Here is a 21,395-nt window from a genome sequence, read left to right as displayed (position 1 = left end):
GACTTTTATGGCCGGGAAATACGACGACCTGACGCCCGCGCAACTCGTTGAGCTGTTAGAAAAGCGCGACCGGACCAAGAAGCTGGGGCTGGTGTGGGAGCGGGACGAAATTGAGGCTGACCAGGCGGTGGATGCGAACTTCGTCACCTGCCGCATCGTGCCCGACCTGTCGGACAAGCCTGCGCCGTGGGACAATCTGGTGATCGAGGGCGACAACTTCGACGCGCTGCGCTGGCTGCGCATGACTCACGCAGGTCGGGTAAAGTGCATCTACATCGACCCTCCCTACAACACCGGCAACAAGGATTGGGTCTATAACGACCGATACATGAACCGTGAGAACCGGTTTCGTCAGTCAACCTGGCTTGAGTTTCTATATCGTCGCCTGACGCTTGCGCGAGACTTGCTGGCGGAGGACGGGGTACTGCTCATTTCGATTAATGATGACCAGCGAGCATACCTCGAACTAATGGCCGATGAAGCAATGCCGGGCATGCGGATCGGCAGTTTTACGTGGCAAACAAGGGCGGGCACGAAGGGAGACGGTCCGTACTTTAGCCAAGACAACGAGTATGTCATTGCCTACGGGAAGCCAACGTTCCGCTTCGGCGGCAGCCTGGCGGATCAGGAAAAATATAGTAATCCAGACAATGATCCTCGCGGACCATGGACAAGCGTTGCACTTCAAACGAACAAGACCCGCATCGAGCGAGAGAACAGCTATTTTCCTGTTCAGAATCCACGGACGAAGCACTGGCATCCGTGCAATCCCAATCGCGTGTGGCCTTTCCTGTTAAGGGGTATGAAGGGTGCCAGAGGCGCTACCTTTGAAGATATGTTTGAGAACGACTTGATACTGTTTTCGAAGGAAGGAGAGTCGCAAAAGTTCGAAACTCGCGAGGAGTTAATTGAGGCAATTCAGAGCGGCTTGGCGCATCCCTACCTTAAGGTTGATCTGCCGGATCTTGATTTTTGGATCGGCAAAGAGATCGGACTTGGGACTGTTCGTAAGAAGCAATTCTTGTCTGACTTGAAGGAAGCGAAGAAGCCAACTTCAAGCTTCATACGGAAGTTGAATGAACCTGACGAAGATGAGGATAGGATATTTGTCCGGTCTGGGATGACAGGCGAGGGGACGCGCGAGATTTCCCGTATATTCGGTCACCCTGCGTTTAACTATGCCAAGCCGGTTTCCCTGATCCGTGAATTGGTGCGTCAGTCCACCGGCCCTGACGATCTGGTGCTGGATTTCTTTGCAGGCTCAGCTACCACGGCGCAGGCGGTGATGGAACTGAACGCCGAAGACGGGGGTCGCCGCCGCTTCATCATGGTCTCGTCTACCGAGGCGTCCGAGGACGAGCCCGACAAGAACATTTGCCGCGACGTCTCGGCGGAACGTGTTCGCCGCCTGAACGCCAGCAAAGACCCAAGGTACGCGGACTTCGCGGCCGCCTTCGCCTATCTGCGCACCTATGAAATCGCATTCGAAGATCTCGACTACGACCTGACGCCCGCCGATGCATGGGTGGCGCTTGAGGCGATGCACGACCTGCCTCTGACGCCATACGATCCCGCACGTCCGTGGACCCTGCACGAGGGCGACCACGTGGCGCTGGTGCTGGTGGACAGCTTCGACAACTCGCTGCTCGATTGGCTACGGGGCCGTGACCGGCAGAACCTGTTCGTCTATGCCTGGGCTCCGGGCCAGATCGCGCAACATCTCGACGGAACCGATGTAGATATCCGCCCGGTCCGCGACACGCTGGTGAAGCGGTTCCAAAATTGACCGCGCCCGCTAAACTCCTGCGACTTTCGCTTGCCGCCTATCAGACCCGCGCGGTAGACGCGCTTTTGGGCGTGATAGTTAAGGTGGCGGAGTTGCACGACCGCGACCCGGCGCACCGCCAAGCCATTGCATTGAAAAGCGGCGTGACACTGCTGCAAAGCCCCACGGGGTCCGGGAAGACGCTGGTGCTGGGCCGGGTGCTAGAAGGGTTGAGGGGCTCGCTCACGCGGCCCGTAGTGTGGTTGTGGTTTGCCCCATATTCCGGCCTTGTGACGCAGACGCGCGAGGCGCTGGTGGAGCAGTGCGGTGGTCTGCGCGTGCGCGACGTGGCCAAGGATCGCGAGCCCAAGGGCACCCGCGACGGGGACGTGTTCATCCAGACATGGGCTACTGTCGCCGCCAGCAACAAGAACGCTCGCAAGGTCCGCCGCACCAGTGAAGCTGCGCTGTCCTTTGACGACATGATCGCCAGCCTGCGCGATTCGGGTTTCTTCGTGGGCGTGGTGATCGACGAGGCGCACTTGAACTTCGGCGCGTCCGCTAAGGTGGCGGCCGAATTCTACCTAGAGCACATTAAACCCGACTTCACGATCCTTGCCACCGCCACGCCGAATGACGACAAGCTGGACGCCTTCGAGCGCACCGCAGGTATCGAGCTGGCGAGCCGCGTCGTCGTGCCTCGCGCGGACGTGGTGGAGGCCGGGCTGAACAAAGTAGGGCTGAAGCTAGGGGTGATCCGCTTCCGCGAAGGCGACCGCGACCTGATCGACCACGAACAGGCCACGCTTCAGGCGGGGTGGACCCAGCACTGCCGGGTCCGCGACCGCCTGAAGGAACGCGGGCTGGCGGTGTCCCCTCTCATGCTGGTGCAGGTAGAGGACCAAGCCAAGGGCGAGAAAGACCCCGTGAAGCGGGTGCGCGACAAGCTGGTGGAGATCGGCGTGGATGACGACGCGATCGCCACGCACACCTCGGGTGAACCAGATCCGGATTTCCACAGCCTCGCCTACGATCCCAACAAGCATGTGCTGATCTTCAAGGTGGCGGTGGCGACGGGCTTTGACGCGCCCCGCGCATGGACCCTTGTTTCCGTGCGCCCGAACCGTGGACGAGACTTCGGCATGCAGATCGTGGGTCGGATCATGCGGGTGCACCCGTCCGTGCGGCCAATCCACGGCCAAGATCCACTGCTGGACAGCGGTTACGTTCTGCTGACCGACCCCGAAATGCAGGCGGGCCTACAAGCGGCGGTTGACGAGTTGAAGGCGGTGCGGGAGAGCATCGAACTGATAACCGACGATCTGGACGTTTACGAGTTTGGCAACCCCGATGCGCCGACCTTGATGGCGGACGTCCAGCCGAAGACCACATTCTCGCCGCGCCCGCCGCAGACGCCGGACGAACGCCAGCAACGCCTTTCGGAGTTGATCGATCAAGGAATGGTTCGCCCGGACGTGCAAGACATGCCCGAGGCGGAACAGGACCGGGCCATTGTGGCGGGCGAGACATGGCAGCGCCTATTAGGTGATACGCCTCTATTCGGAGACCTGCCAGAAGCTCCTAAGCCAGAAGGAGGGATGCAATCCGCTAAGCCGAACTTCCGCCCCTATCCCCTGCGGCGGGATTTGGACCTGCCCGAGGCGCTGATTCGCGAGCTTCCGCCCGACCCGTCGAATCTAGACGATCTCGTCCAAGACATTGCGCGCGAGTTTTGTCGCCTGGCCGATGTGACGGGCCTGCTGCAACGTCGCCTGGCAAAGGCTCAGTTGGACCTGCGCGACCTGTTCGCTGCAGAGTTGCAGGAAACGGTAGACCTGCGCCTGCGCTTGTCGAACGCGCGCGTGGCCGAGAAGGCGCAGTTGGCGTTCAACTTTAACGACTCCATCGATCCGCGCCTGCTGAAGCGCGCGCTGGTGGAGGAACTGCGTGCCATCGTGGACGAGAAGGGCATCGAAGCGGACGAACGCGACTTGCGCCGGGCCATCGACCTTGCCGGGATGCTGGCCCCTGAGAAGCTGAAGAATGCGATCAAGACTGCGCAGTCCCGCAACGTACGCAGCGACGCCAGCGAGCCGGTCCCGGAGCAGTATTTTGGACCTGATGGGCTGAGCAAAGCCCAGAAGTCCGCTTATGGAGTGTTCCCACACCGTTTGAACAAAGAGGAACAGGACTTCGCCGCATTCCTCGACGCGGACCATACTGGTACCGTGAAATGGTGGATGCGCAACCCGGAGAACGAGACTTGGGCTACGCGGTTGATCCTGCCTTCTGGGCACCGCTTCTTCCCGGATTTCGTTGTGGGCGTGAGCGGGCGCACGACTCCGGACGCGATTGCGCTGGTGGAGATCAAGGACGACGGCGAAACCGGGCGGCTGCAATCGGATCGGAACGTAGAGAAAATCCGTGTCCAGCATCGCGAGTATCGCAACGTTTTCTGGATCTACCGGTCTGACGGCACGTGGATACGCGCGGGCTACGCTGAGGGCCTGCACAGGATCGTAGATAGGGACCGCTTCGACGTGAAGGAACTCGTCTATATCGTGTAAGCCAGACCATATTCCTCTCATTCTCATGAGGAGAAATGATATTTCTGGAAAAAATAAGCCATTGATTTCGCAATGAATTCATCAAAATAAAAATGCGAAGCTCGAGAGGTATTGCCACTGCAGACCGTGACGGTGTCCAGTGGACGCCGCGCCTAGTTTGGTTGCTGCGCGGGGCCGATCTTCCTTCTCCTGTCGAGGCACTCAGGTAATTCCGGATAGGCGTCCACGTGACGACCGTTGGCAAGGTCGCCAATATTTGCTGCGGCGCTCTTGGCGCCCTTGGCGTCCTTGGTTTCTGCGTCGTCTCCGTCGGGAGAGCCAAGAGTGCCAAGAGCGCCACTGTCTAGACTGGCGCGCTTGTTGTCGGCGGGATCACTTCTGGGCATATGCCAATACCAGACGTCGTTGGAGCGGCGAGCCTCGATACCCATCGATTTCTTTGCTCGTTGTACTGTCCGCCAAGCCAGCCCCAACTCTTCCGAAGCCTTTCGGATGGCTTTTTGAGGGATCGGCCCTTGCGATAGAATCTCTTGCAGAAACTCTTTGGCCTCATCCTGGGCACGTCTGGCTCCGCGCTCGGCGTCAGGCGCTTGGAGGGCCTCGTCGGCCGTCATGTCGGTCATTTCATCGTCCCAGACTACGCACGGCGCTACTATTTCTACGTCATCGTTCCCAATAATGGTCTTCTCTAAAATCCGAAAGGCCAGACCCTTTTGGCTTCGACCGAGGTTGCTTTTGGACGGCAAGAAGAGGCGCTTATGCGCGTCCGCAGGATCCCGGGCGACAATGGACACATGCCTTGCGTGATTGACGAATGCCACGCTGCCGATCACACGGCCGTTGGCGTTTCCCAGCGTTGATTTGTTGAGGTGCGTATTCGCGATCACGGTCACATCGCGTCTCGATGCCATCTCGCCAAGAGGTTCAAGTATCGAGCGAAGCTCTGAGTTCTTGTGCGAGTCAACGCGTCCCAGATACGAGGTGATCGGATCGACTATGATGGCAACCACGTCTCCGATTTCAGCCACTGCCAACTCCAGTTCTCCTAGGTCTTGCTGCAGATTGAAGGCACGATGTCCGTTTCTACTTTTCGTACGAACAGCGGAGACGATTTGAATCCGCGAGAGGTCCGCCTCTGCTGCCATCAATCTAGGAACGATGGTGTCTGAAGCCTCATCCTCGGCGCTAAGAATGATGACGGAGCCCTGCGGTGACCGCCCTTCGCCGCAGGGCCATTCCGAGCCGCGGCTGATTGTGGCGGCGATATGGACGAGCATCATGCTCTTTCCCAACCCACCTTCGCCGGCAACAAGGACGCATTTGCCCCGTGGTAGTCGGTCTGGCCAAAGCCATTCGATTTTCTCGGGTGTGATGTCTGCGGCACGCACGATCACAAGGTCTGTCGATCGCTCGGGCCGGGAGTTGCGCGTGGCTAACTCCCTCTCTTGGTCGGTCAATTTTGCGGGTCCTGGTCGTGCAGCGCGCCTCTGGGAGACAAACAGCTGCGAAGGAGGCTCTCCAATGCCAAGACTGGGACTAGCAAGCGATGCCCGATCCTGATCGTAGGCAGTTCGCCAGATCGGGCGGCTTCATAAGCCGCCGAGCGACCAATGCCTAAGGCCTCTCCGGCTTCGACGATGGTCAGTGTTTGTCTGTTTGTAATCGCTTTCATGTCGTGCTCCTCCGTGGTTGACGGTGATGGAGCATGGGAGTACGTTTGTAACGCGTCAACATTCCATATGCGTTCCACATTCTATGCAGCGACTCTGTTACTTGAGCATGGTGCCTCACGGCGGGTTCCATTGGCTTTATCGGGATCTGGAAGGCGTCTGGAGTGCGCCGGACAAAGGTCCCAATATCGATGATGATGAACTGCTCGACGACGCGCGCCTTTTCCAAAGGCCGGAGCTATTTCAAGACCTGCCTGGCTGGTTTCTATGCGCCGATAGCGCTCAGTTCCCAGTTGGAAGCGCACCTAACATGGGCGCACCAAAAGACGCGCCGGAGCTCTATTTGGAATTTGCGCGTTCCGAACCGAGCCCTGACCGAATCATTAGTCTCGCCAATCAATATGGGTTTCTGAGGCCTGATTTCTGTCTTGGTCAGACCTATGACGAAACATCTCGGGCTGTCGCGGTGGATAAGTGGCACCTCGAAGGTCTGGCTGGGCATGGGCTGACTTTTCGCGCCGAGAGTCTGTATTTTTGGTACGAATGGATCGCGCACATCCGAGGGAGGCTCTCGGATTGGAAGCTGCTGAAATCCCAGGACCAGGATATTGCGCGCTATCTGGAGTATTCCTTCAATCCGGACTTGGTTGGTAGCCTTGCGTTTCAGCTCGAAGTCAGTGCCGAGACGGGATCCCCTGAGAGTAGGTTTGTGGCGTCGTCTTTGGCGCAATTTCTCGAGGTGCAGTGGGGAGCTTCGATCGCCAACGGTGTCGAGCATCGCCCGTGTCCGGAATGTGACGCCTGGTTTTCGGTAAAGCCGGGCTTAGGGCGCCCGGAAAAGCAGGTCTGTTCGCCGACGTGCCGTGTGCGTGCTCACAGGCGCCGCAAAGCGGTTAGGTAAACCGTTCACCGCTGGAAAGACGCTGCAAAACAGATGCTTAGTAATCGCTGCAAACCGATTGCAAACGTGTAGGAGGTCAAGGCAATGAGGGGACACATCCGGAAGCGCGGAGGGTCCTCGTGGGCCATCGTGCTGGATCTTGGTCGCGATGCCGCCGGCAAGCGGCGTCAGAAGTGGCATTCGATCAAAGGCACACGCCGCGACGCCCAACGCGAACTTGCCCGCCTCCTCAACGAGCTAAACATCGGGGCATATGTCGAGCCCGCTCGTATGACCGTCAGCGAGTTTTTCGACCGTTGGCTCGCCGACTACGCGAAGCCCAAGGTCTCCGCCAAAACCTTCGAACGCTACCGGGAAATGATCGACGGCCACATACGGCCGGCTCTCGGAACGTACATGCTCCCCAAGCTGGCTCCTCTGCACATCCAATCCTTCTACAGCCATGCATTGGCCAGAGGGCGGAAGGACGGCAAGGGCGGTTTGTCAGCGCAGAGCGTCGTGCATTTCCACCGCGTGCTTCACAAGGCGCTCGCGCAGGCGGTCAAGTGGCAGCTGCTGGCGCGCAACCCGGTTGACGCTGTTGAGCCACCACGAGCTGAACGCAAAGAGATGCGTGCGCTCGATGAGGAGGAGACGGCTAAGCTTCTCGGCCTCCTCGATGGGAATCGTCTCTACGCACCTGTGTTCTTGGCGGTGACGACCGGGCTTCGCCGTGGGGAAATCCTTGGCCTGCGGTGGAGCGACATGGACCTGGAGGCAGGAACGCTGACGGTGGTCCAGTCCCTGGAACAGACGAAGGATGGACTGAAGTTCAAGGCGCCCAAGACGCATCGGAGTCGCCGATCAATCGCTCTTCCTGCAATGACCGTCGAGGTTTTGCGCGCGCACCGTGCCGCTCAAGCCGAGGAGAGGTTGGCGCTCGGCCCAGCTTACGAGGAGAACGGTCTTGTCTGTCCCCGGCCAGGTGGCGGGTCATGGGCGCCAGACGCCTTTTCGACGGCCTTCGCGGCGTTCGTTCGGCGCTCAGGTATGAAGCCGTTTCGGTTTCACGATCTGCGCCATTCTCACGCCACTCACCTCTTGAGAGCTGGTGTACATCCGAAGGTGGTGAGCGAGCGGCTCGGCCATTCGTCCGTCGGCATTACACTCGACACCTATTCGCACGTGCTGCCAGGCATGCAGCAAGAGGCCGTGAAGTTGGTTGATTTCGCCCTAGCTACAGCAATTGCGCAGCACGGCAAAGTCGGCCCATCCTAGCCGCTGCCGGCAGCGCAAAATGCGCCGTGCGAGGAGCGGAAGGGATTTGATTTTACAGCGGACATGCGCAGACCGAGGCCGCTGACCAATACAACGGTACACCTGCCCGCTACTAGACGTTAAGACCGCCAGTCGAGGCGCTCAGCATCCTGATCGTTCCGAAGTGCCTCACTATCATACCCGTCTGCCATCTCTTCAAGCGCCTTGGCGGTATAGGGGTGATCGCAGACAATGGACTTTGCCCAATTCCGGTACTTAGTCGCTTCCTGACGTTCGAGGTTGCCCCCGTCGCGCGGACTTCGGGTGGTGACCCCGCGCCGGTTGTATTTTCCGACCTGAAATCCATCGATCATCGGTTTGCTGCGGAAGAAATCGAGCGCCTCCCGTACCGGTTCAGCTGGCCAGTAGCCATCGGAGCCCTGAGGTGAGGCTGACAGTACGTGTCCGATACGGCTGTCGGCGATGTCTTCTCGACCAACCTCCTTTGCCAGGGTTCGGGCGTCTTTGATCCACGTCTTGAGCGCTTCACCGTCGATAGTGCCGTCCGCACGCGTCCCAGGAACCCGATCCCACAAGTCCAGCAACCGATATGCTTGCATGGCGACCGCTCGCGCATGCTCGGGGTTTTCGGGCTCGGGATCGACGACGCCACTTTCCTCGCTGGGCTTGAAGACTGCGCTCAGCATCTCAATGAAGAGCGACGGCTGTTCTGAAAGTGCTGCCAACAGAGCCTTCGCTGGCCGGCGTGAGTGTTCAATGAGCCGGAGATAGTCCCACTCGAGTTGAATTAGAGTAGCTCGATCGAGATCGTCGCGTTCGTCCAGAAGCTGAAGAATTTCCGAGACATAGTGTTGGAACATGGTCGCCTCGTTGCCGTCACCATCACTTTCAAAGGGCTGACGAGCAGCTTCTTGCAGCACTGTGACCAGCAGGTCAGTGGGCAGTTGCTCGTTGCCGCGTTCTGCAAGCGGAAGCGCATGTCTGGCACGGCCCACGCTGATCAACATGCGGATGGCGTGGGCGATGTCTTCGCTCTCGTCGCTTACCCAGAATACGGGGACTCGGCGCCAATAGGTCGTTTCGATTTCGCCCCCGATTTTGGCGACTTGATCCCAAGTCCAGCGCTTATATGGGAGTGCGCAAAGGATAGTTAGTAGAGCGGCGTCGCCCCAGTTCTCCTTCTTTGCCTTATCGATCAGCGCCGATGCCCACGGCTCCTTCCGATCGCGAAAAGCGGAGACGATCAGGCCCCGGGCGACGTCTCGATCATGGGCCTCATCGCTCCTAGCGGCCGCCTCTAGCACTATATCAACATCGGTCGTCGCCATGCCGCTGTCATACAGTGCCTTGCCAATATAGCCCGGGTTATCGGTTCGCCGGGCAAGTGAGAGGAGGCCCGATAGGCCACCTTCGGCGTAGATCGCCTGCACCGCTTCTTGTCGCGCTGCATCGACGTCTCGCTCTTCAACTTCCCAGCCCGCCGAGGAGGGCTTCGGCAAAGCGGGGCGTTGTTCGAAAAGCCAGGTTACTCGCTCCAGAGGGTCGTTGGGCGTAAAGCGCTCATAAATAGCTTCCAGCTGATCTAACACGGCGATTGGAAGTGACCATTCGGCCTGGGGAAACTGTCGGTGATGGTGGAGTACTCGGCGCAGCTTATCCCAGAGGCTTGCCCGATCAGCTTTGTCGGTGATCGCTGTCTCTGCAGCCTCGAGCGCCTCTAGACCTTGTTCGGGCCCAGGCGCCAGATCACCAAAGCGATCGAGTAAGTGTGACCAGCGTGCGGCACACAAGCCGACGTCGGCGAGTAGGCGTTCGCTGATCTTTGCGGCCCCACGTCCGATAAGTCCCCAAGTCACGGTTTCGATCTCATCAACAGTGAAGTCGCGCCATAGTGGCATTGGCGACGGCGTCGATGCGTCGTGCCCTTGCGGCAGGATGCCCAACATCAACTTCCAAGCGGAGTTTGGCTCTTGTTTTCGTATTAGATCCAGGGCGTGAAGCCGCTGGTTCAGAGTCGCGTAGGTCTGCGGGATCCAGAGCAGGTGAATTTCCCGCAAGCTATTGGCTGGCCCGTTAGAATAGTGCCGAGGCTTGGTGTCGATTGCGTCAAGGCGAGCCAAAATGCGGGTCACTCGGGGCATCAAGTCCGGCGACCAAGCCAGTGACTCCAACGCCCACATCAAGTCGGACAGGTGTTCAGTTCCGAACACTCCACCCTCATCATGACCGAAGAGAACACCGATGGGTGGGTCATTCTTGTCGAGACTCTCTTCGATGGCGTTCAAAAAGGCCTTCGGCGAAGCCTCGGCCAGCAGCCGGAAGTCTCTGGAAAGAGACCACCAACGCTGCTGATCAGCATTCAGTAGTAGCTTGGTTACGATGTCGTCAGCCCGCCGAGCCGCGTTCGTAACGGTGGAGACTCGATCGCCCCAGAGAGCAAGCAGAATGAGTACTTGTCCGATCCCGTGCCGCAGCGCGCCTGAGTAGGCGCGATGAACGCCTTGGACATCCGCCAGCCAGCGGTCCTCAGAGGCCATGTCAAAGCGCGGGTCTGCCGATCCCAACACGGCATGCGCCACGGCTTCAAAACGCGCAATGTCAGTACTCGTTAGGTTTTGCGCTAATAGAATCCACGCGTCGGCCGGAGAGGCGATGCGCCATGTCGAGCCAACCTTCTGCAGCGGGCTGTCGAATTGCCCAACGTAGGGGGCAAGAGTAGCAATGACTGCCTCGTAGGGTTGGTCGGCAATCTCCGAAACCGCAGCCCGATCGCCTTCGGAGTCTTCGTCCCAACCTCCCACGAGAAGCGCCGCCAATAGAGCGTGGGGCGGCGGCTTCTCCGCCCAACTCGGGCGGCGTCCAGGCGCCCCTGGGATCAGCCGTCGTAGGACAGCTAGATTCCGGGCGCTGTCGCGGGCGAGCGCGTCGGCCCGGGGCTCAGCGATACCGGCTGCGGTTAGCGCGCTGGCGATTCCCTCACGAGACGGTCTGGCTAGCGTACGTACCTCGCCGGGCGAGATCGGTCGCTCATCGTACGCCTGAAGAACATAGTGACCGCGCTCTACAAGACTGCGGGCAAGCCCGGGTTCGGGATCTGTCAGCAACAGGATTAGCGGCGCGGGCGAGTTTGCGAGCGCCCTGGCGGCGGCGGCGTTTACTACAAGACAGCGTGCGCGATAGGCCATCGCCAGGTCGTCGGGCAGCTCGCCTAAGGTGGCGTGGAAGAATGCTACCACCTCATCAGTGGTGGTAGCCTTAAGCGATAGAAGGGATGGCTCCTCGCGGAGCCAACGCAGCACTTCCACGGAGTCCTGGTCGCGGTCGCTGAGGACGAGGTCTTCGGTCAGGGGCCACTGGGTCGCGAGCGACCATTCTTCCCAAACCTCTTCCAATTCCCGCGTTCCAGGCGGCCGCTTGCCAAGGCGAGTTGCCAGCCACAGGCCGACGGCGGGTGTCTGCTCAATCCAGTGGACTAGATCGTCGGCGTCGATGGCGCGAACCTCGCGCCAGGGTCCTTCGTCCTGGCGTGCCTTGGCCCATTTGTCTTTACCTGGCCAGTGGCGCAGGGTGACAAATACGTAGGCGTCGCTGACAGGTTCGAGCGGCGCTGGCTCCGCCGTCCGCTTACGGTAGTCTTTACTGGCCTTCCCCGGGACGTCTTTGCGTTGGGCGCTGAACTCCCAACCCGCTTCGCCCGCGGGTACGTAGGTGCTTCCGACCTCGGTCGAGGTGAGCCCGTCCCAGCCCCGATACCGAACACCCTCGTCGGAGGGAAAGCGAAGCTTGATCGCCGGGCCATGGGTGGCTCGGATTAAGTGTGCGAGGAGCGTTGGCAGACTCACGACACCCTCGACGCGGTCTGCCCACTTTGAAAGGTCTTCGGCGCTGACCCATCGGACCGGCACCCCGGGCCGATCGGACGCGGTAATGATGGGAAAGTCAGGACCGATGACAGCGCCGGCGGCTAAGAATTTGATTCCTGCACCTTCGAGGGCTGTCCGGACGGCTTGGGCGTTATTGGCAATGGGGGTTCGATGACCCCGTTCGAAGTCAGCGACAGTCGAAGTGGCGACACCTGCCGCCTTCGCCAGATCCTGTTGGGACCACGCGAGGAGGGCACGGGCCGCCCGTACGTGTCTGGGGGTGAGATCTGTGGGGGTACTTGACTGGGCCATGATCATAGGAAATATATGACCTCAGTTAATAATTTCCAAGTGTTCCTTTTCGTATACAAATATCAAGTATTGTATGCAATATATAACATTATGGTCGGTCGTCATATCACTTATCGCGAGAGAGCCCTTAGCCTGATCCGGGCTCGTGGCATCGTGCGCGCACGGGACTTCAAGGCCGCCGGTATCCCCCTAGTCTATCTGAAGCGCCTGACCGACGCCGGCGATCTGATCCGCCTCGGACGCGGCCTTTACCAAGACCCGGTGCGTGTGGGGGAAGACATTGCGCACAATCTGGCGGAAGCCGCCCGTCTCGTCCCGCACGGAGTCATCAGCCTAGTTAGCGCTCTTCGTCAGCATGATCTGACCACCCAGCTGCCACACGCCGTCTGGATGACCATTCCCCATGCGGCCCGCACACCTAATGTGAAAGGCCTGCCCCTCGAATTTGTCCGTGCAACAGGGCAGGCCCTGTCGGCGGGCGTCGAACATGTCCACATCGAAGGAGTCGATGTGCCGATCTATTGTGTGGCTAAGACCGTCGCAGACTGCTTTAAGCACCGCCGCCACGTCGGAGAAGATGTGGCCATCGAAGCGCTTCGCGATGCACTGCAGCAAAGGAAGACCACTCCAAGCGAGCTCATGACGTTTGCCGCGATCGACCGTGTAACCCGTCGGATGGAGCCGTTGATCAAGGCCATGCAATGACTGTCAAGATCATCAAGAACCCGGGGGCGTCCGTCAGGGCAAGACTACTCGCTCGCGCCAAAGAGCACGGCGAAGACTACCAGCGCATCTTGACGCGCTACGCGATAGAGCGACTTCTCTTCCGCCTGAGCCAGACGGAAGCGGGCGATAGCTATCTGCTGAAGGGTGCCATGCTGTTTGTCACCTGGCCAGAGCATGTATTCCGGCCAACCGGCGATCTTGATCTACTTGGTCACGGCGATCCCGACCCTGACGCAATCGCCAAACTCTTCGCCCAGATTTGTAAGGTCGAGCTCCCCGCCGATGGCATCAGTTTCGACCCGGACACCCTGACGGTCGAGGCGGTTCGTGAAGCTGATAAATACCAGGGCGTGCGGCTAAAGTTGAACGGGGAATTGGATCGAGCGGTCATTCGGGTGCAGATCGACATCGGCTTTGGCGACCACGTCTATCCGCCGCCAAAGCGAGGTGAGTTCCCCGGCCTACTCCCGGACCTGCCGCGTGCAAACATCCTGATGTACCCGCCCGAAACCGTTGTTGCTGAGAAATTCGAGGCGATGATCCGCTTCGGAGAGGCGAATGGTCGGGTCAAGGATTTCCACGACGTCTGGATCACGACCCGGACATTCCGCTTCGACATGGCAACAGTTGTCGAAGCCGTCAACGGCACGCTCCAACGCCGGGAGACCGCCATTCCAACCGAGATGCCCGTTGGCCTTAGCGAGGTTTTCGCTGCGATAGTCGAAGAACAAGGCCTATGGAAAGGCTTCCTGCGCCGGAATCCGCCGATGCTAAAGCCGCCGCCGTTCGAGGATCTTCAAGACGAACTGCGACGCTTCTTCGGTCCAATCATCGCCGGCCTAGCAAAGCCGGAAAGTGCCAAAGGTCTATGGGACCCGGACGGTGTGACTTGGCGCTAGAAGCGAGCGCTACAGATGTCTGTCTAAGGACTGAATCCAGAACGAACCGGCGAACTCTAGTTTGCAATCGGTTTGCAAAGCCGCGGAAGGAGCGACCAGCGGAAAGTTGCCGATTAGAGCGTTGGCGCTCGAAAATTGCTTGCAGCGCAATATGTTCTTGGCGGAGAGGGAGGGATTCGAACCCTCGGAACGCTTGCGCGCTCAACGGTTTTCGAGACCGCCCCGTTCGACCACTCCGGCACCTCTCCAAGCGCGCTCATGTAACTTGGCCGGGCGATCATCGCAAGCGGTACGAGCCGGTCCGCACTGCGTACGACCCGGAAATGCTCCAGATCGGGCCCTCCGCGCGGACGGCCCGCGGGTCGGGTTCCCGATGTCGTCGATCGGTGCGGCGTCTGGCCGACCGGGCCGAAACTTCCGCGAAAAGCTTAGATTTTCAGGCTTTCTAGGAATTGACTTCTGAGGTTTGCCCACTATATTGCGCCGCTTATCGCTCCTTCAGCGGCGTGCCGGCGGCGAAAATGCGCTGGTAAATCAAGCCCGAAGAGTAGCCTCAAAAGACGGAATTGAATCATGTTCGCGGTCATTCGCACGGGTGGCAAGCAGTATCGCGTGTCGCCGAACGACATTATCGAGATCGAGAAGGTCGCCGGAAATCCGGGCGACATCGTCGAGCTCTCCGAAGTTTTGCTGCTGGGCGGCGAGGGTGCCGCCACCACGGGCAGCCCCACGGTCTCCGGCGCCATGGTGGCGGCGGAGGTCGTCGAGCAGAAGCGCGGTGAGAAGATCATCGTCTTCAAGAAGAAGCGCCGCCAAGGCTACCGCCGCACCAAGGGTCACCGCCAGGAGCTGACGGCCCTGCGCATCACGGAGATTCTGACGGACGGCAAGAAGCCCTCCAAGGCCGCCGCCAAGCCGATACCGGCCAAGACGGAGAGCGCGGAGAAGCCGGCCGCAAAGGCCGATGCGGCACCGGCCGAGAAGGCCGCTCCTGCCAAGAAGGCAGCGCCGGCTAAGAAGGCTCCCGCCAAGAAGGCGGCCGAGGACAAGTCGGGCGGAGATAAGGCGCCGGCCAAGAAAGCCGCGGCGAAGAAGGCTCCGGCCAAGAAGGCGCCTGCGAAGAAGACCGCAGCCAAGAAAGCCCCGGCCAAAAAGGCCCCGGCGAAGAAGAGCTAAAGGAACACCACCATGGCACATAAGAAGGCAGGCGGCTCCTCACGCAACGGCCGCGATTCAGCGGGACGGCGCCTCGGCGTCAAGAAGTCGGGCGGCTCGAAGGTCATCGCCGGCAACATTATCATTCGTCAGCGTGGCACCAAGTGGCACAATGGCGACGGTGTCGGCATCGGCAAGGACCACACGCTGTTCGCGCTCGTCGACGGCGAGGTTGAATTTGCGACCAAGGCCAAGGGCCGCACCTACGTATCGGTGAAGCCGGACGCCTCGTAAGGCGCGCAACCGCTTCCACACTATCGAGAGATTTGCGCGCGCCCGTCTGATTAGCGGGCGCGTTTGCGTATGTACGTTGGCCTACCCATGCAAATCAGAACGCAACGGCTGAACCTGCGGCCGCTCGACCATTCGGACGCCGCGGCCATGAGCCTGCTCGCCGGCGATTTCGACGTGGCATGCATGACCGGCACCATACCGCACCCCTATAGCGAGACGGCGGCCCGCGCCTGGGTCGATCGTGTCGGCCAGGGGGAGGAGGGGGTCGTGTTCGCCGTGACGCGCGACGGCAGGCTGATCGGCTGCTCCGGCTACATGCCCATGGACGCCGATCATGCGGAGCTCGGCTACTGGATCGGGAAGCCCTATTGGGGCGCCGGCTATGCGACCGAGGCCGTGCGCGCTGTGATCGCCCATGCCTTCGACACCCATGGCTTCACCTATATCCGGGCCGGCCATTTCGTCGACAATTCCGGCTCGCAGCGCGTGCTCGGCAAGCTCGGCTTCACGTCCGAGGGCGAGGAGACCCGCGACTGCGTGGCGCGCGGCGAGCAGGTCGCCTGTCTCACCTATCGGCTGGAGCGGGCCCGGGCGGCAACCGCGCTCCAGCATCCGTAGCCGCGCAAACCATGTCGTCCGGCGATGCGTGCAAGATGACCGCCCCGGTGCTAATCCCTTCCCATGCAATTTCTCGATTCCGCAAAAGTCTTCGTCCGCTCCGGTGATGGCGGCAACGGGTGCGTGAGCTTCCGGCGGGAGAAGTATGTCGAGTTCGGCGGTCCCAACGGAGGCGACGGGGGACGGGGCGGCGATGTGGTCATCGAATGCGTGGCCAACCTGAACACGCTTTTGGACTTCCGCTACCAGCAGCATTTCAAAGCCAAGAAGGGCGGCAACGGGATGGGCTCCAACCGCACCGGGGCCAAAGGTGCCGACGTCGTGCTGAAGGTGCCGCCGGGCACCCAGATTCTCGATGAGGACGGAGACACGCTGATTGCGGATATGACCGAGCCGGGAACGCGGCTGGTCCTGCTCCATGGCGGCAATGGCGGGTTCGGCAACGCGCATTTCAAGACGTCGACGAACCAGGCGCCCCGGCGCGCCAATCCCGGTCAGCCCGGCGAGGAGATGTATATCTGGCTGCGGCTCAAGCTGATCGGCGATGCGGGCATCGTCGGGCTGCCCAACGCCGGCAAGTCTACCTTTCTGGCGACGGTGAGTGCTGCCAAGCCCAAGGTTGCCGACTATCCGTTCACGACGCTCCACCCCAATCTCGGTGTGGTGCGCTTCGGCGGGCTCGATTTTGTGCTGGCGGACATTCCAGGCCTGATCGAGGGCGCGCATGAAGGGGCGGGGATCGGCGACCGCTTCCTCGGCCATGTGGAGCGCACAGCCGTCCTGTTGCATCTCGTGGATGCCACCGAGCACGATCCCGTCGAAGCCTACGGAATCGTCCGAACCGAGCTCGAATCCTACGGCGCCGGGCTCGACGGCAAGCCCGAGGTGCTGGCGTTGTCCAAGATCGATGCGGTCGATGCCGACGATCTGAAAGAGAAGTCTCGCGCGCTAGAAGCCGTCGCCGGCGTCAAGCCGCTGTTCGTCTCAGCCGCCACGGGCAAAGGCATACCCGAGGTTCTGGCCGCACTTGCCCGTGAGGTCGAGACCATGCGCGCTGCTGCCGCTCAAGAATCGCTGCCCCGCACCGAGGATGGGTGGCGGCCATGAGGTCCGAATGGGCGGAGGCGCACCGGATCGTGGTCAAGATCGGCTCCGCGCTGTTGGTCGACAATACGGCCGGTGTCTTGCGCGCGGCTTGGCTCGACGCGTTGTGCGACGATATCGCGGACCTTCGCCGCCAGGGCAAGGAAGTGATCCTCGTTTCGTCGGGTGCGATCGCGCTCGGGCGCAATGTGCTCAAGCTGCCCAAGGGTCCGCTCAAGCTCGAAGACAGCCAGGCTTCGGCGGCGGTCGGGCAGATCCATCTGGCCCACGCTTATGAAAGCGCGTTCCGGGCGCGGGGCCTTGCGGCCGCGCAGGTCCTGGTGACTTTGGGCGACACGGAAGAGCGGCGACGGTACCTCAATGCCCGCAGTACGATTTCGACGCTCCTCAAGCTCGGCGCGGTCCCCGTCGTCAACGAGAACGACACGGTCGCCACCAACGAGATTCGCTACGGCGACAACGACAGGCTGGCCGCGCGCGTCGCATCGATGATGAGCGCCGATTGTCTTGTGCTGCTCTCGGACGTGGACGGCTTCTACACGGCCCCGCCGGGATCATCCTCGGACGCGCGGCGGCTCGACGTGGTGCCGGAGATCACGGCCGAGATCGAGGCGATGGCCGGCGACGTCGGGTCCGAACTGTCGCGCGGCGGCATGGTCACGAAAATCGAAGCGGCCAAGATCGCGGTGGGCGCCGGCACGAACATGGTGATCGCCAGTGGCAAGGTGCTGAACCCGCTGCAGGTCTTGGCCTCGACCGGGGTCTGCACCTGGTTCTTGGCCCACTCGGATCCCGTGACCGCGCGGAAACGCTGGATCGGTGGTACGCTGGAGCCCCGCGGCGCGGTGATCGTCGATTCCGGCGCGGCCAAGGCGTTGGCGTCCGGCAAGAGCCTGTTACCGGCCGGCGTCACGGAGATCGTCGGTCAGTTCGAACGCGGCGACGCGGTGGCCATCCGCGGCCCCGAAGGCACCGAAATCGGCCGTGGGCTGATTGCCTACGGCCATGCGGACGCCGCGGCGATCATCGGGCGCAAGAGCGGTGAAATTGCCGACATTCTCGGCTATCTTGGCCGTCCGGAGTTGATCCACCGCGACGACATGAGCCTCAGGAAGAAGGGCTTCTAAGGAACAGCTGACCTAAGGAAACGAAAGGACGTTACGTGTCTCTCCCCGCCCAGGATCCCGCCGTCAGTCTGGAGCCGATGATGCTCTACATGGGCCGCCTCGCCCGCGCGGCCGCGGCCGAACTCGCCGTGGCGACGACGGAGCAGAAGAATGCCGCGCTCGAGGCGATGGCGGCTGCCCTCGAGGCGGGCACCGATAAAATTCTCAGCGCCAACGCCAAGGATCTGGAGGCGGCCGAAAAGAACGGTCGCGATGCCGCCTTTCTCGACCGGCTGCGGCTCGACGAAGGCCGCGTGGCGGCCATGGCCTCTGGGATCCGCGAGGTTGCTGCACTGCCCGATCCGGTCGGCCAGACGATCGCGTCCTGGACGCGGCCCAACGGGCTCGAGATCGCGCGGGTTCGTGTGCCGCTCGGCGTCATCGGCATGATCTACGAGAGCCGTCCGAACGTGACAGCGGACGCGTCCGCGCTGTGCCTCAAATCCGGCAACGCGGTGATTTTGCGGTCGGGCTCCGACAGCTTCCTGACGTCGCTCGTGATCGCCAATATTTTGACTGACGCGATCAAGTCCGCGGGTCTCCCCGGCGAAGCCATTCAGCTGGTGCCGTCGGTGGACCGTCAGGCCGTTGGGTTCATTCTCAGCGGTCTCGGCGGGGCCGTCGACGTGATTGTGCCCCGGGGCGGCAAAAGCCTCGTGGAGCGGGTCCAAACGGAAGCGCGCGTGCCGGTGTTCGCGCATCTGGAGGGCAACTGCCACGTCTATGTGGACGAGACCGCGCCGCTCGACATGGCGCGGGACATCGTGGTCAACGCCAAGATGCGCCGGACCGGCATTTGCGGCGCGGCGGAGACGCTGCTGGTCTCCCGCGCCGCCGTCGACACCCATCTCACGCCGATCGTCGATGCGCTGATAGAAGCGGGGTGCGAGGTGCGCGGCGATCCAGATACGCAGCATACGGATAGTCGCGTCAAGACGGCGACGGATGAAGATTGGGACACCGAATATCTCGCGCCCATCATCGCCGTCAAAGTCGTCGACGACCTCAACGAAGCTATCGCTCATATCGACGCGCACAGCTCGCACCATACCGAAGCGATCGTCACGAACGACGAAGCGGCCGCGGCGACGTTTCTGGCGCGCGTCGACAGCGCCATCGTCTTGCACAATGCCTCGACCCAGTTCGCCGACGGCGGCGAGTTCGGCATGGGGGCGGAGATCGGCATTGCCACAGGCCGCTTCCATGCGCGCGGTCCTGTCGGCGTCGAGCAACTCACCACGTTCAAATATGTGGTGCGCGGGCAGGGCCAGACCCGGCCTTGAGCGAGACGCCTGCCTTGAATGAGGCGCGTGCCTTGAGTGAACTGCGGGCGCCGCTGGTGGCACCCGGCATGCGGATCGGTCTCCTTGGCGGATCCTTCAACCCTGCCCACGAGGCACATCGCCAAATCAGCCTTGCGGCTCTGAAGCGGCTGGGGCTCGACCAGGTCTGGTGGCTGGTGACGGCGGGCAATCCTCTGAAGGACGTCTCCATCCTGCCGCCGGTCGCGGAACGGGTGCGCGCCGCGCGGGCCATCGCGGACCATCCGCGGATCAAAGTCACGGGCTTCGATGGCGGAACGGGCTCACCCTTCACCGCCGATCTGCTCGCGGCGTTCGTGCAGCGCTATTCGGGCGTCCACTTCGTTTGGCTGATGGGGGCGGACAACCTCGCCACGGTCCACCGCTGGAAGGCTTGGCCCGAGATCTTCGAGCTTGTGCCGATCGCCGTTCTGGACCGGCCCGGCTATCGCCTCAAGGCGCGCGCGGGCAAGGCCGCGCATCGCTTCGCCGGCGCCTATATCGACGAGACGGACGCGCTGGGCCTCGCGCTCCTGCGCCCTCCGGCTTGGACCATACTCACCCATCGCCTGTCGGGGCTCTCGTCGACCGCCCTTCGCGAAAATGTCTTGGAATCGGACTAGATTACTAGATCAAGAGCAAGAAGAACCGGCCGCTACTATCTATTGAAACTTGGCCAGCCGGCAGTCTATTGTGAGGGGGTGAAGTGGCGCGTCGTTGAAGAAGCCCCGAGCGTCGTGCAAGGGACACTGGTCTTGAAGCCACTTCCAGGAGCAATGGCAGAAGGAAACCCACGCAAACATGCGCTCACCTAGCGAGGGTACCGTGAACGGTACGCCTCCATCCGGACTGGCGTCATTCAGCGCCGAGCCGGGAAGACTGCTCAAGATCGTGACCGACACGCTCGACGGCGCCAAAGCCGAAGACGTCGCGGTGATCGATTTGGAAGGAAAGACTTCGATTGGCGACTACATGGTTGTCGCCTCGGGTCGTTCGCAGCGGCATGTCGGCGCCGTAGCCGACCATCTCATCAAAGCGCTCAAAGATGCTGGCTATGGCCGTGCGCGCGTCGAAGGACTTCCCCAAGGGGACTGGGTCCTGATCGATGCGGGCGAGGTCATCGTCCATCTCTTTCGGCCGGAGGTTCGTGAGTTCTACAACCTCGAAAAGATGTGGTCCGCGGATCGGCCCATGGAGCGAATGGTGGTCTGATCGGAAGACCACCACCGGCCCACGCGGCGGAGGTTGGCTGTGCGTCTGCTGATCGCCGCGGTCGGTAAGCTCAAGCAGGGACCGGAGCGAGAGCTCTGTACCCATTATCTCGACCGGGCTGAAGCGCTCGGCCGCAGCCTCGGTCTGTCGCCGCTGACATCGATCGAGTTGTCCGAATCGCGCGCGCCCGAAGCCGCCGCACGGCGGTGCGCCGAGGCAGAGGCTCTGCTGGCGAAAATCCCCAACCACTTCACCATCGTCTGTCTGGACCCCGGCGGCGAGATGCGCTCCAGCGAGGCCTTCGCCAGCAGCCTCGGCGCCTGGCGGGACGATGCCGCCGCCCCAGGTGTGGCCTTCGTGCTCGGCGGCCCTGACGGGCATGGCCAACCAGTCCTTGACCGGGCCTCCCGGTCGCTGTCTTTGGGACCTATGACGCTGCCCCACGGGCTCGCGCGGATCGTTTTTGCCGAGCAGCTCTACCGGGCCATGACGATCTTGGCGGGGCACCCGTATCACCGGGCTTGAGAGGTTCAAAGGTTAAGGATTCTTAAGGCTTTTGCCTTGATTCTGCCTCTTCACTCCGGT

At 61.4% G+C, this 21,395-nt stretch carries 18 protein-coding genes and 1 tRNA gene; 15 read left to right on the top strand and 4 right to left on the bottom strand.

All coding sequences use genetic code 11. The annotated features are described in order from the left end of the window. Window positions 1-7: 7 nt before the first annotated feature. Both GL4_RS16450 and GL4_RS00680 read left to right on the top strand, forming a co-directional pair. Window positions 8-1,786 (top strand): site-specific DNA-methyltransferase, encoded by a 1,779-nt coding sequence (locus GL4_RS16450; protein WP_052464001.1) that lies wholly within the window; start codon window positions 8-10, stop codon window positions 1,784-1,786. Then, window positions 1,783-4,332, top strand: coding sequence for a DEAD/DEAH box helicase (locus tag GL4_RS00680; RefSeq protein WP_172653261.1), 2,550 nt, complete (start codon window positions 1,783-1,785; stop codon window positions 4,330-4,332). The genes GL4_RS16450 and GL4_RS00680 overlap by 4 nt, the downstream gene beginning before the upstream one ends. Window positions 4,333-4,484: 152 nt before the next feature. On the opposite strand, the gene GL4_RS00675 is transcribed toward GL4_RS00680, so the two are convergent. Together GL4_RS00675 and GL4_RS18165 are read right to left on the bottom strand one after the other, a co-directional pair. Then, window positions 4,485-5,789: an AAA family ATPase gene (locus GL4_RS00675; RefSeq protein ID WP_172653260.1), complete on the bottom strand. Its 1,305-nt coding sequence runs from the start codon at window positions 5,787-5,789 to the stop codon at window positions 4,485-4,487. Further along, a complete protein-coding gene (locus tag GL4_RS18165) occupies window positions 5,786-6,004 on the bottom strand; it encodes a helix-turn-helix domain-containing protein (protein WP_082025371.1) in 219 nt (72 codons plus the stop codon). The genes GL4_RS00675 and GL4_RS18165 overlap by 4 nt, the downstream gene beginning before the upstream one ends. A gap of 107 nt (window positions 6,005-6,111) precedes the next feature. Between GL4_RS18165 and GL4_RS00670 the strand changes: the two genes are divergently transcribed. Continuing rightward, window positions 6,112-6,903: a hypothetical protein gene (locus tag GL4_RS00670; RefSeq protein ID WP_172653259.1), complete on the top strand. Its 792-nt coding sequence runs from the start codon at window positions 6,112-6,114 to the stop codon at window positions 6,901-6,903. 84 nt (window positions 6,904-6,987) lie between these two features. Further along, window positions 6,988-8,160, top strand: a complete 1,173-nt coding sequence (locus GL4_RS00665; protein ID WP_045363435.1) for a tyrosine-type recombinase/integrase — start codon at window positions 6,988-6,990, stop codon at window positions 8,158-8,160. A 119-nt stretch (window positions 8,161-8,279) separates the two neighbouring features. Here the strand turns inward: GL4_RS00665 and GL4_RS00660 are convergent, their stop codons facing one another. After that, complete coding sequence (locus GL4_RS00660; protein WP_045363432.1) at window positions 8,280-12,341, bottom strand: helix-turn-helix domain-containing protein; 4,062 nt, start codon at window positions 12,339-12,341, stop codon at window positions 8,280-8,282. 9 nt (window positions 12,342-12,350) lie between these two features. Between GL4_RS00660 and GL4_RS00655 the strand changes: the two genes are divergently transcribed. Both GL4_RS00655 and GL4_RS00650 read left to right on the top strand, forming a co-directional pair. Then, window positions 12,351-13,040, top strand: coding sequence for a type IV toxin-antitoxin system AbiEi family antitoxin domain-containing protein (locus tag GL4_RS00655; protein WP_197539054.1), 690 nt, complete (start codon window positions 12,351-12,353; stop codon window positions 13,038-13,040). A gap of 89 nt (window positions 13,041-13,129) precedes the next feature. Next, entirely contained in the window at window positions 13,130-13,960 is an 831-nt protein-coding gene (locus GL4_RS00650) for a nucleotidyl transferase AbiEii/AbiGii toxin family protein (protein ID WP_172653258.1), read from the top strand. Between the two features lie 158 nt (window positions 13,961-14,118). On the opposite strand, the gene GL4_RS00645 is transcribed toward GL4_RS00650, so the two are convergent. Next, window positions 14,119-14,208 (bottom strand) — tRNA-Ser (locus GL4_RS00645). 325 nt (window positions 14,209-14,533) lie between these two features. On the opposite strand from GL4_RS00645, the gene rplU reads away from it, so the two are divergent. The 9 genes from rplU (at window position 14,534) to rlmH (ending at window position 21,335) form a co-directional block, all read left to right on the top strand. Further along, window positions 14,534-15,136, top strand: coding sequence for a 50S ribosomal protein L21 (rplU, locus tag GL4_RS00640; protein WP_045363422.1), 603 nt, complete (start codon window positions 14,534-14,536; stop codon window positions 15,134-15,136). Between the two features lie 12 nt (window positions 15,137-15,148). Further along, window positions 15,149-15,409 (top strand): 50S ribosomal protein L27, encoded by a 261-nt coding sequence (gene rpmA / locus GL4_RS00635; RefSeq protein ID WP_045363418.1) that lies wholly within the window; start codon window positions 15,149-15,151, stop codon window positions 15,407-15,409. An 87-nt stretch (window positions 15,410-15,496) separates the two neighbouring features. After that, a complete protein-coding gene (locus GL4_RS00630) occupies window positions 15,497-16,027 on the top strand; it encodes a GNAT family N-acetyltransferase (protein ID WP_244462651.1) in 531 nt (176 codons plus the stop codon). A 63-nt stretch (window positions 16,028-16,090) separates the two neighbouring features. Then, window positions 16,091-17,134 carry a GTPase ObgE gene (gene obgE / locus GL4_RS00625; protein ID WP_045363415.1) on the top strand — a complete coding sequence of 348 codons (1,044 nt, stop codon included), beginning with the start codon at window positions 16,091-16,093 and terminating at the stop codon, window positions 17,132-17,134. Continuing rightward, the gene (proB, locus tag GL4_RS00620; protein ID WP_052464732.1) at window positions 17,131-18,258 is read left to right on the top strand and encodes a glutamate 5-kinase; all 1,128 of its coding nucleotides are present in this window, start codon (window positions 17,131-17,133) and stop codon (window positions 18,256-18,258) included. Before obgE ends, proB begins: the two co-directional genes overlap by 4 nt. Window positions 18,259-18,338: 80 nt before the next feature. Beyond that, window positions 18,339-19,580 carry a glutamate-5-semialdehyde dehydrogenase gene (locus GL4_RS00615; RefSeq protein ID WP_045369125.1) on the top strand — a complete coding sequence of 414 codons (1,242 nt, stop codon included), beginning with the start codon at window positions 18,339-18,341 and terminating at the stop codon, window positions 19,578-19,580. Between the two features lie 68 nt (window positions 19,581-19,648). Further along, a complete protein-coding gene (locus tag GL4_RS00610; RefSeq protein ID WP_045369123.1) occupies window positions 19,649-20,221 on the top strand; it encodes a nicotinate-nucleotide adenylyltransferase in 573 nt (190 codons plus the stop codon). A 178-nt stretch (window positions 20,222-20,399) separates the two neighbouring features. Continuing rightward, on the top strand, window positions 20,400-20,810 hold the full coding sequence (rsfS, locus tag GL4_RS00605) for a ribosome silencing factor (protein ID WP_045363408.1): 411 nt from the start codon (window positions 20,400-20,402) through the stop codon (window positions 20,808-20,810). A gap of 39 nt (window positions 20,811-20,849) precedes the next feature. After that, window positions 20,850-21,335, top strand: a complete 486-nt coding sequence (gene rlmH / locus GL4_RS00600; RefSeq protein ID WP_045363405.1) for a 23S rRNA (pseudouridine(1915)-N(3))-methyltransferase RlmH — start codon at window positions 20,850-20,852, stop codon at window positions 21,333-21,335. Window positions 21,336-21,395: the final 60 nt, after the last annotated feature.

It is taken from the genome of Methyloceanibacter caenitepidi, from assembly GCF_000828475.1.
In the GTDB taxonomy this organism is placed as follows: domain Bacteria; phylum Pseudomonadota; class Alphaproteobacteria; order Rhizobiales; family Methyloligellaceae; genus Methyloceanibacter; species Methyloceanibacter caenitepidi.
This window is presented reverse-complemented; position numbering and strand designations above follow the sequence as displayed.

Coding starts and splice junctions, on each gene's coding strand:
- GL4_RS16450 (WP_052464001.1), top strand. CDS start 8: ATGGCCGGGAAATACGACGACCTGACGCCCGCGCAACTCGTTGAGCTG.
- GL4_RS18165 (WP_082025371.1), bottom strand. CDS start 6,004: ATGAAAGCGATTACAAACAGACAAACACTGACCATCGTCGAAGCCGGA.
- GL4_RS00670 (WP_172653259.1), top strand. CDS start 6,112: ATGGTGCCTCACGGCGGGTTCCATTGGCTTTATCGGGATCTGGAAGGC.
- GL4_RS00665 (WP_045363435.1), top strand. CDS start 6,988: ATGAGGGGACACATCCGGAAGCGCGGAGGGTCCTCGTGGGCCATCGTG.
- GL4_RS00660 (WP_045363432.1), bottom strand. CDS start 12,341: ATGATCATGGCCCAGTCAAGTACCCCCACAGATCTCACCCCCAGACAC.
- GL4_RS00655 (WP_197539054.1), top strand. CDS start 12,351: ATGACCTCAGTTAATAATTTCCAAGTGTTCCTTTTCGTATACAAATAT.
- rplU (WP_045363422.1), top strand. CDS start 14,534: ATGTTCGCGGTCATTCGCACGGGTGGCAAGCAGTATCGCGTGTCGCCG.
- rpmA (WP_045363418.1), top strand. CDS start 15,149: ATGGCACATAAGAAGGCAGGCGGCTCCTCACGCAACGGCCGCGATTCA.
- GL4_RS00630 (WP_244462651.1), top strand. CDS start 15,497: ATGCAAATCAGAACGCAACGGCTGAACCTGCGGCCGCTCGACCATTCG.
- obgE (WP_045363415.1), top strand. CDS start 16,091: ATGCAATTTCTCGATTCCGCAAAAGTCTTCGTCCGCTCCGGTGATGGC.
- proB (WP_052464732.1), top strand. CDS start 17,131: ATGAGGTCCGAATGGGCGGAGGCGCACCGGATCGTGGTCAAGATCGGC.
- GL4_RS00615 (WP_045369125.1), top strand. CDS start 18,339: ATGCTCTACATGGGCCGCCTCGCCCGCGCGGCCGCGGCCGAACTCGCC.
- GL4_RS00610 (WP_045369123.1), top strand. CDS start 19,649: ATGCGGATCGGTCTCCTTGGCGGATCCTTCAACCCTGCCCACGAGGCA.
- rsfS (WP_045363408.1), top strand. CDS start 20,400: ATGCGCTCACCTAGCGAGGGTACCGTGAACGGTACGCCTCCATCCGGA.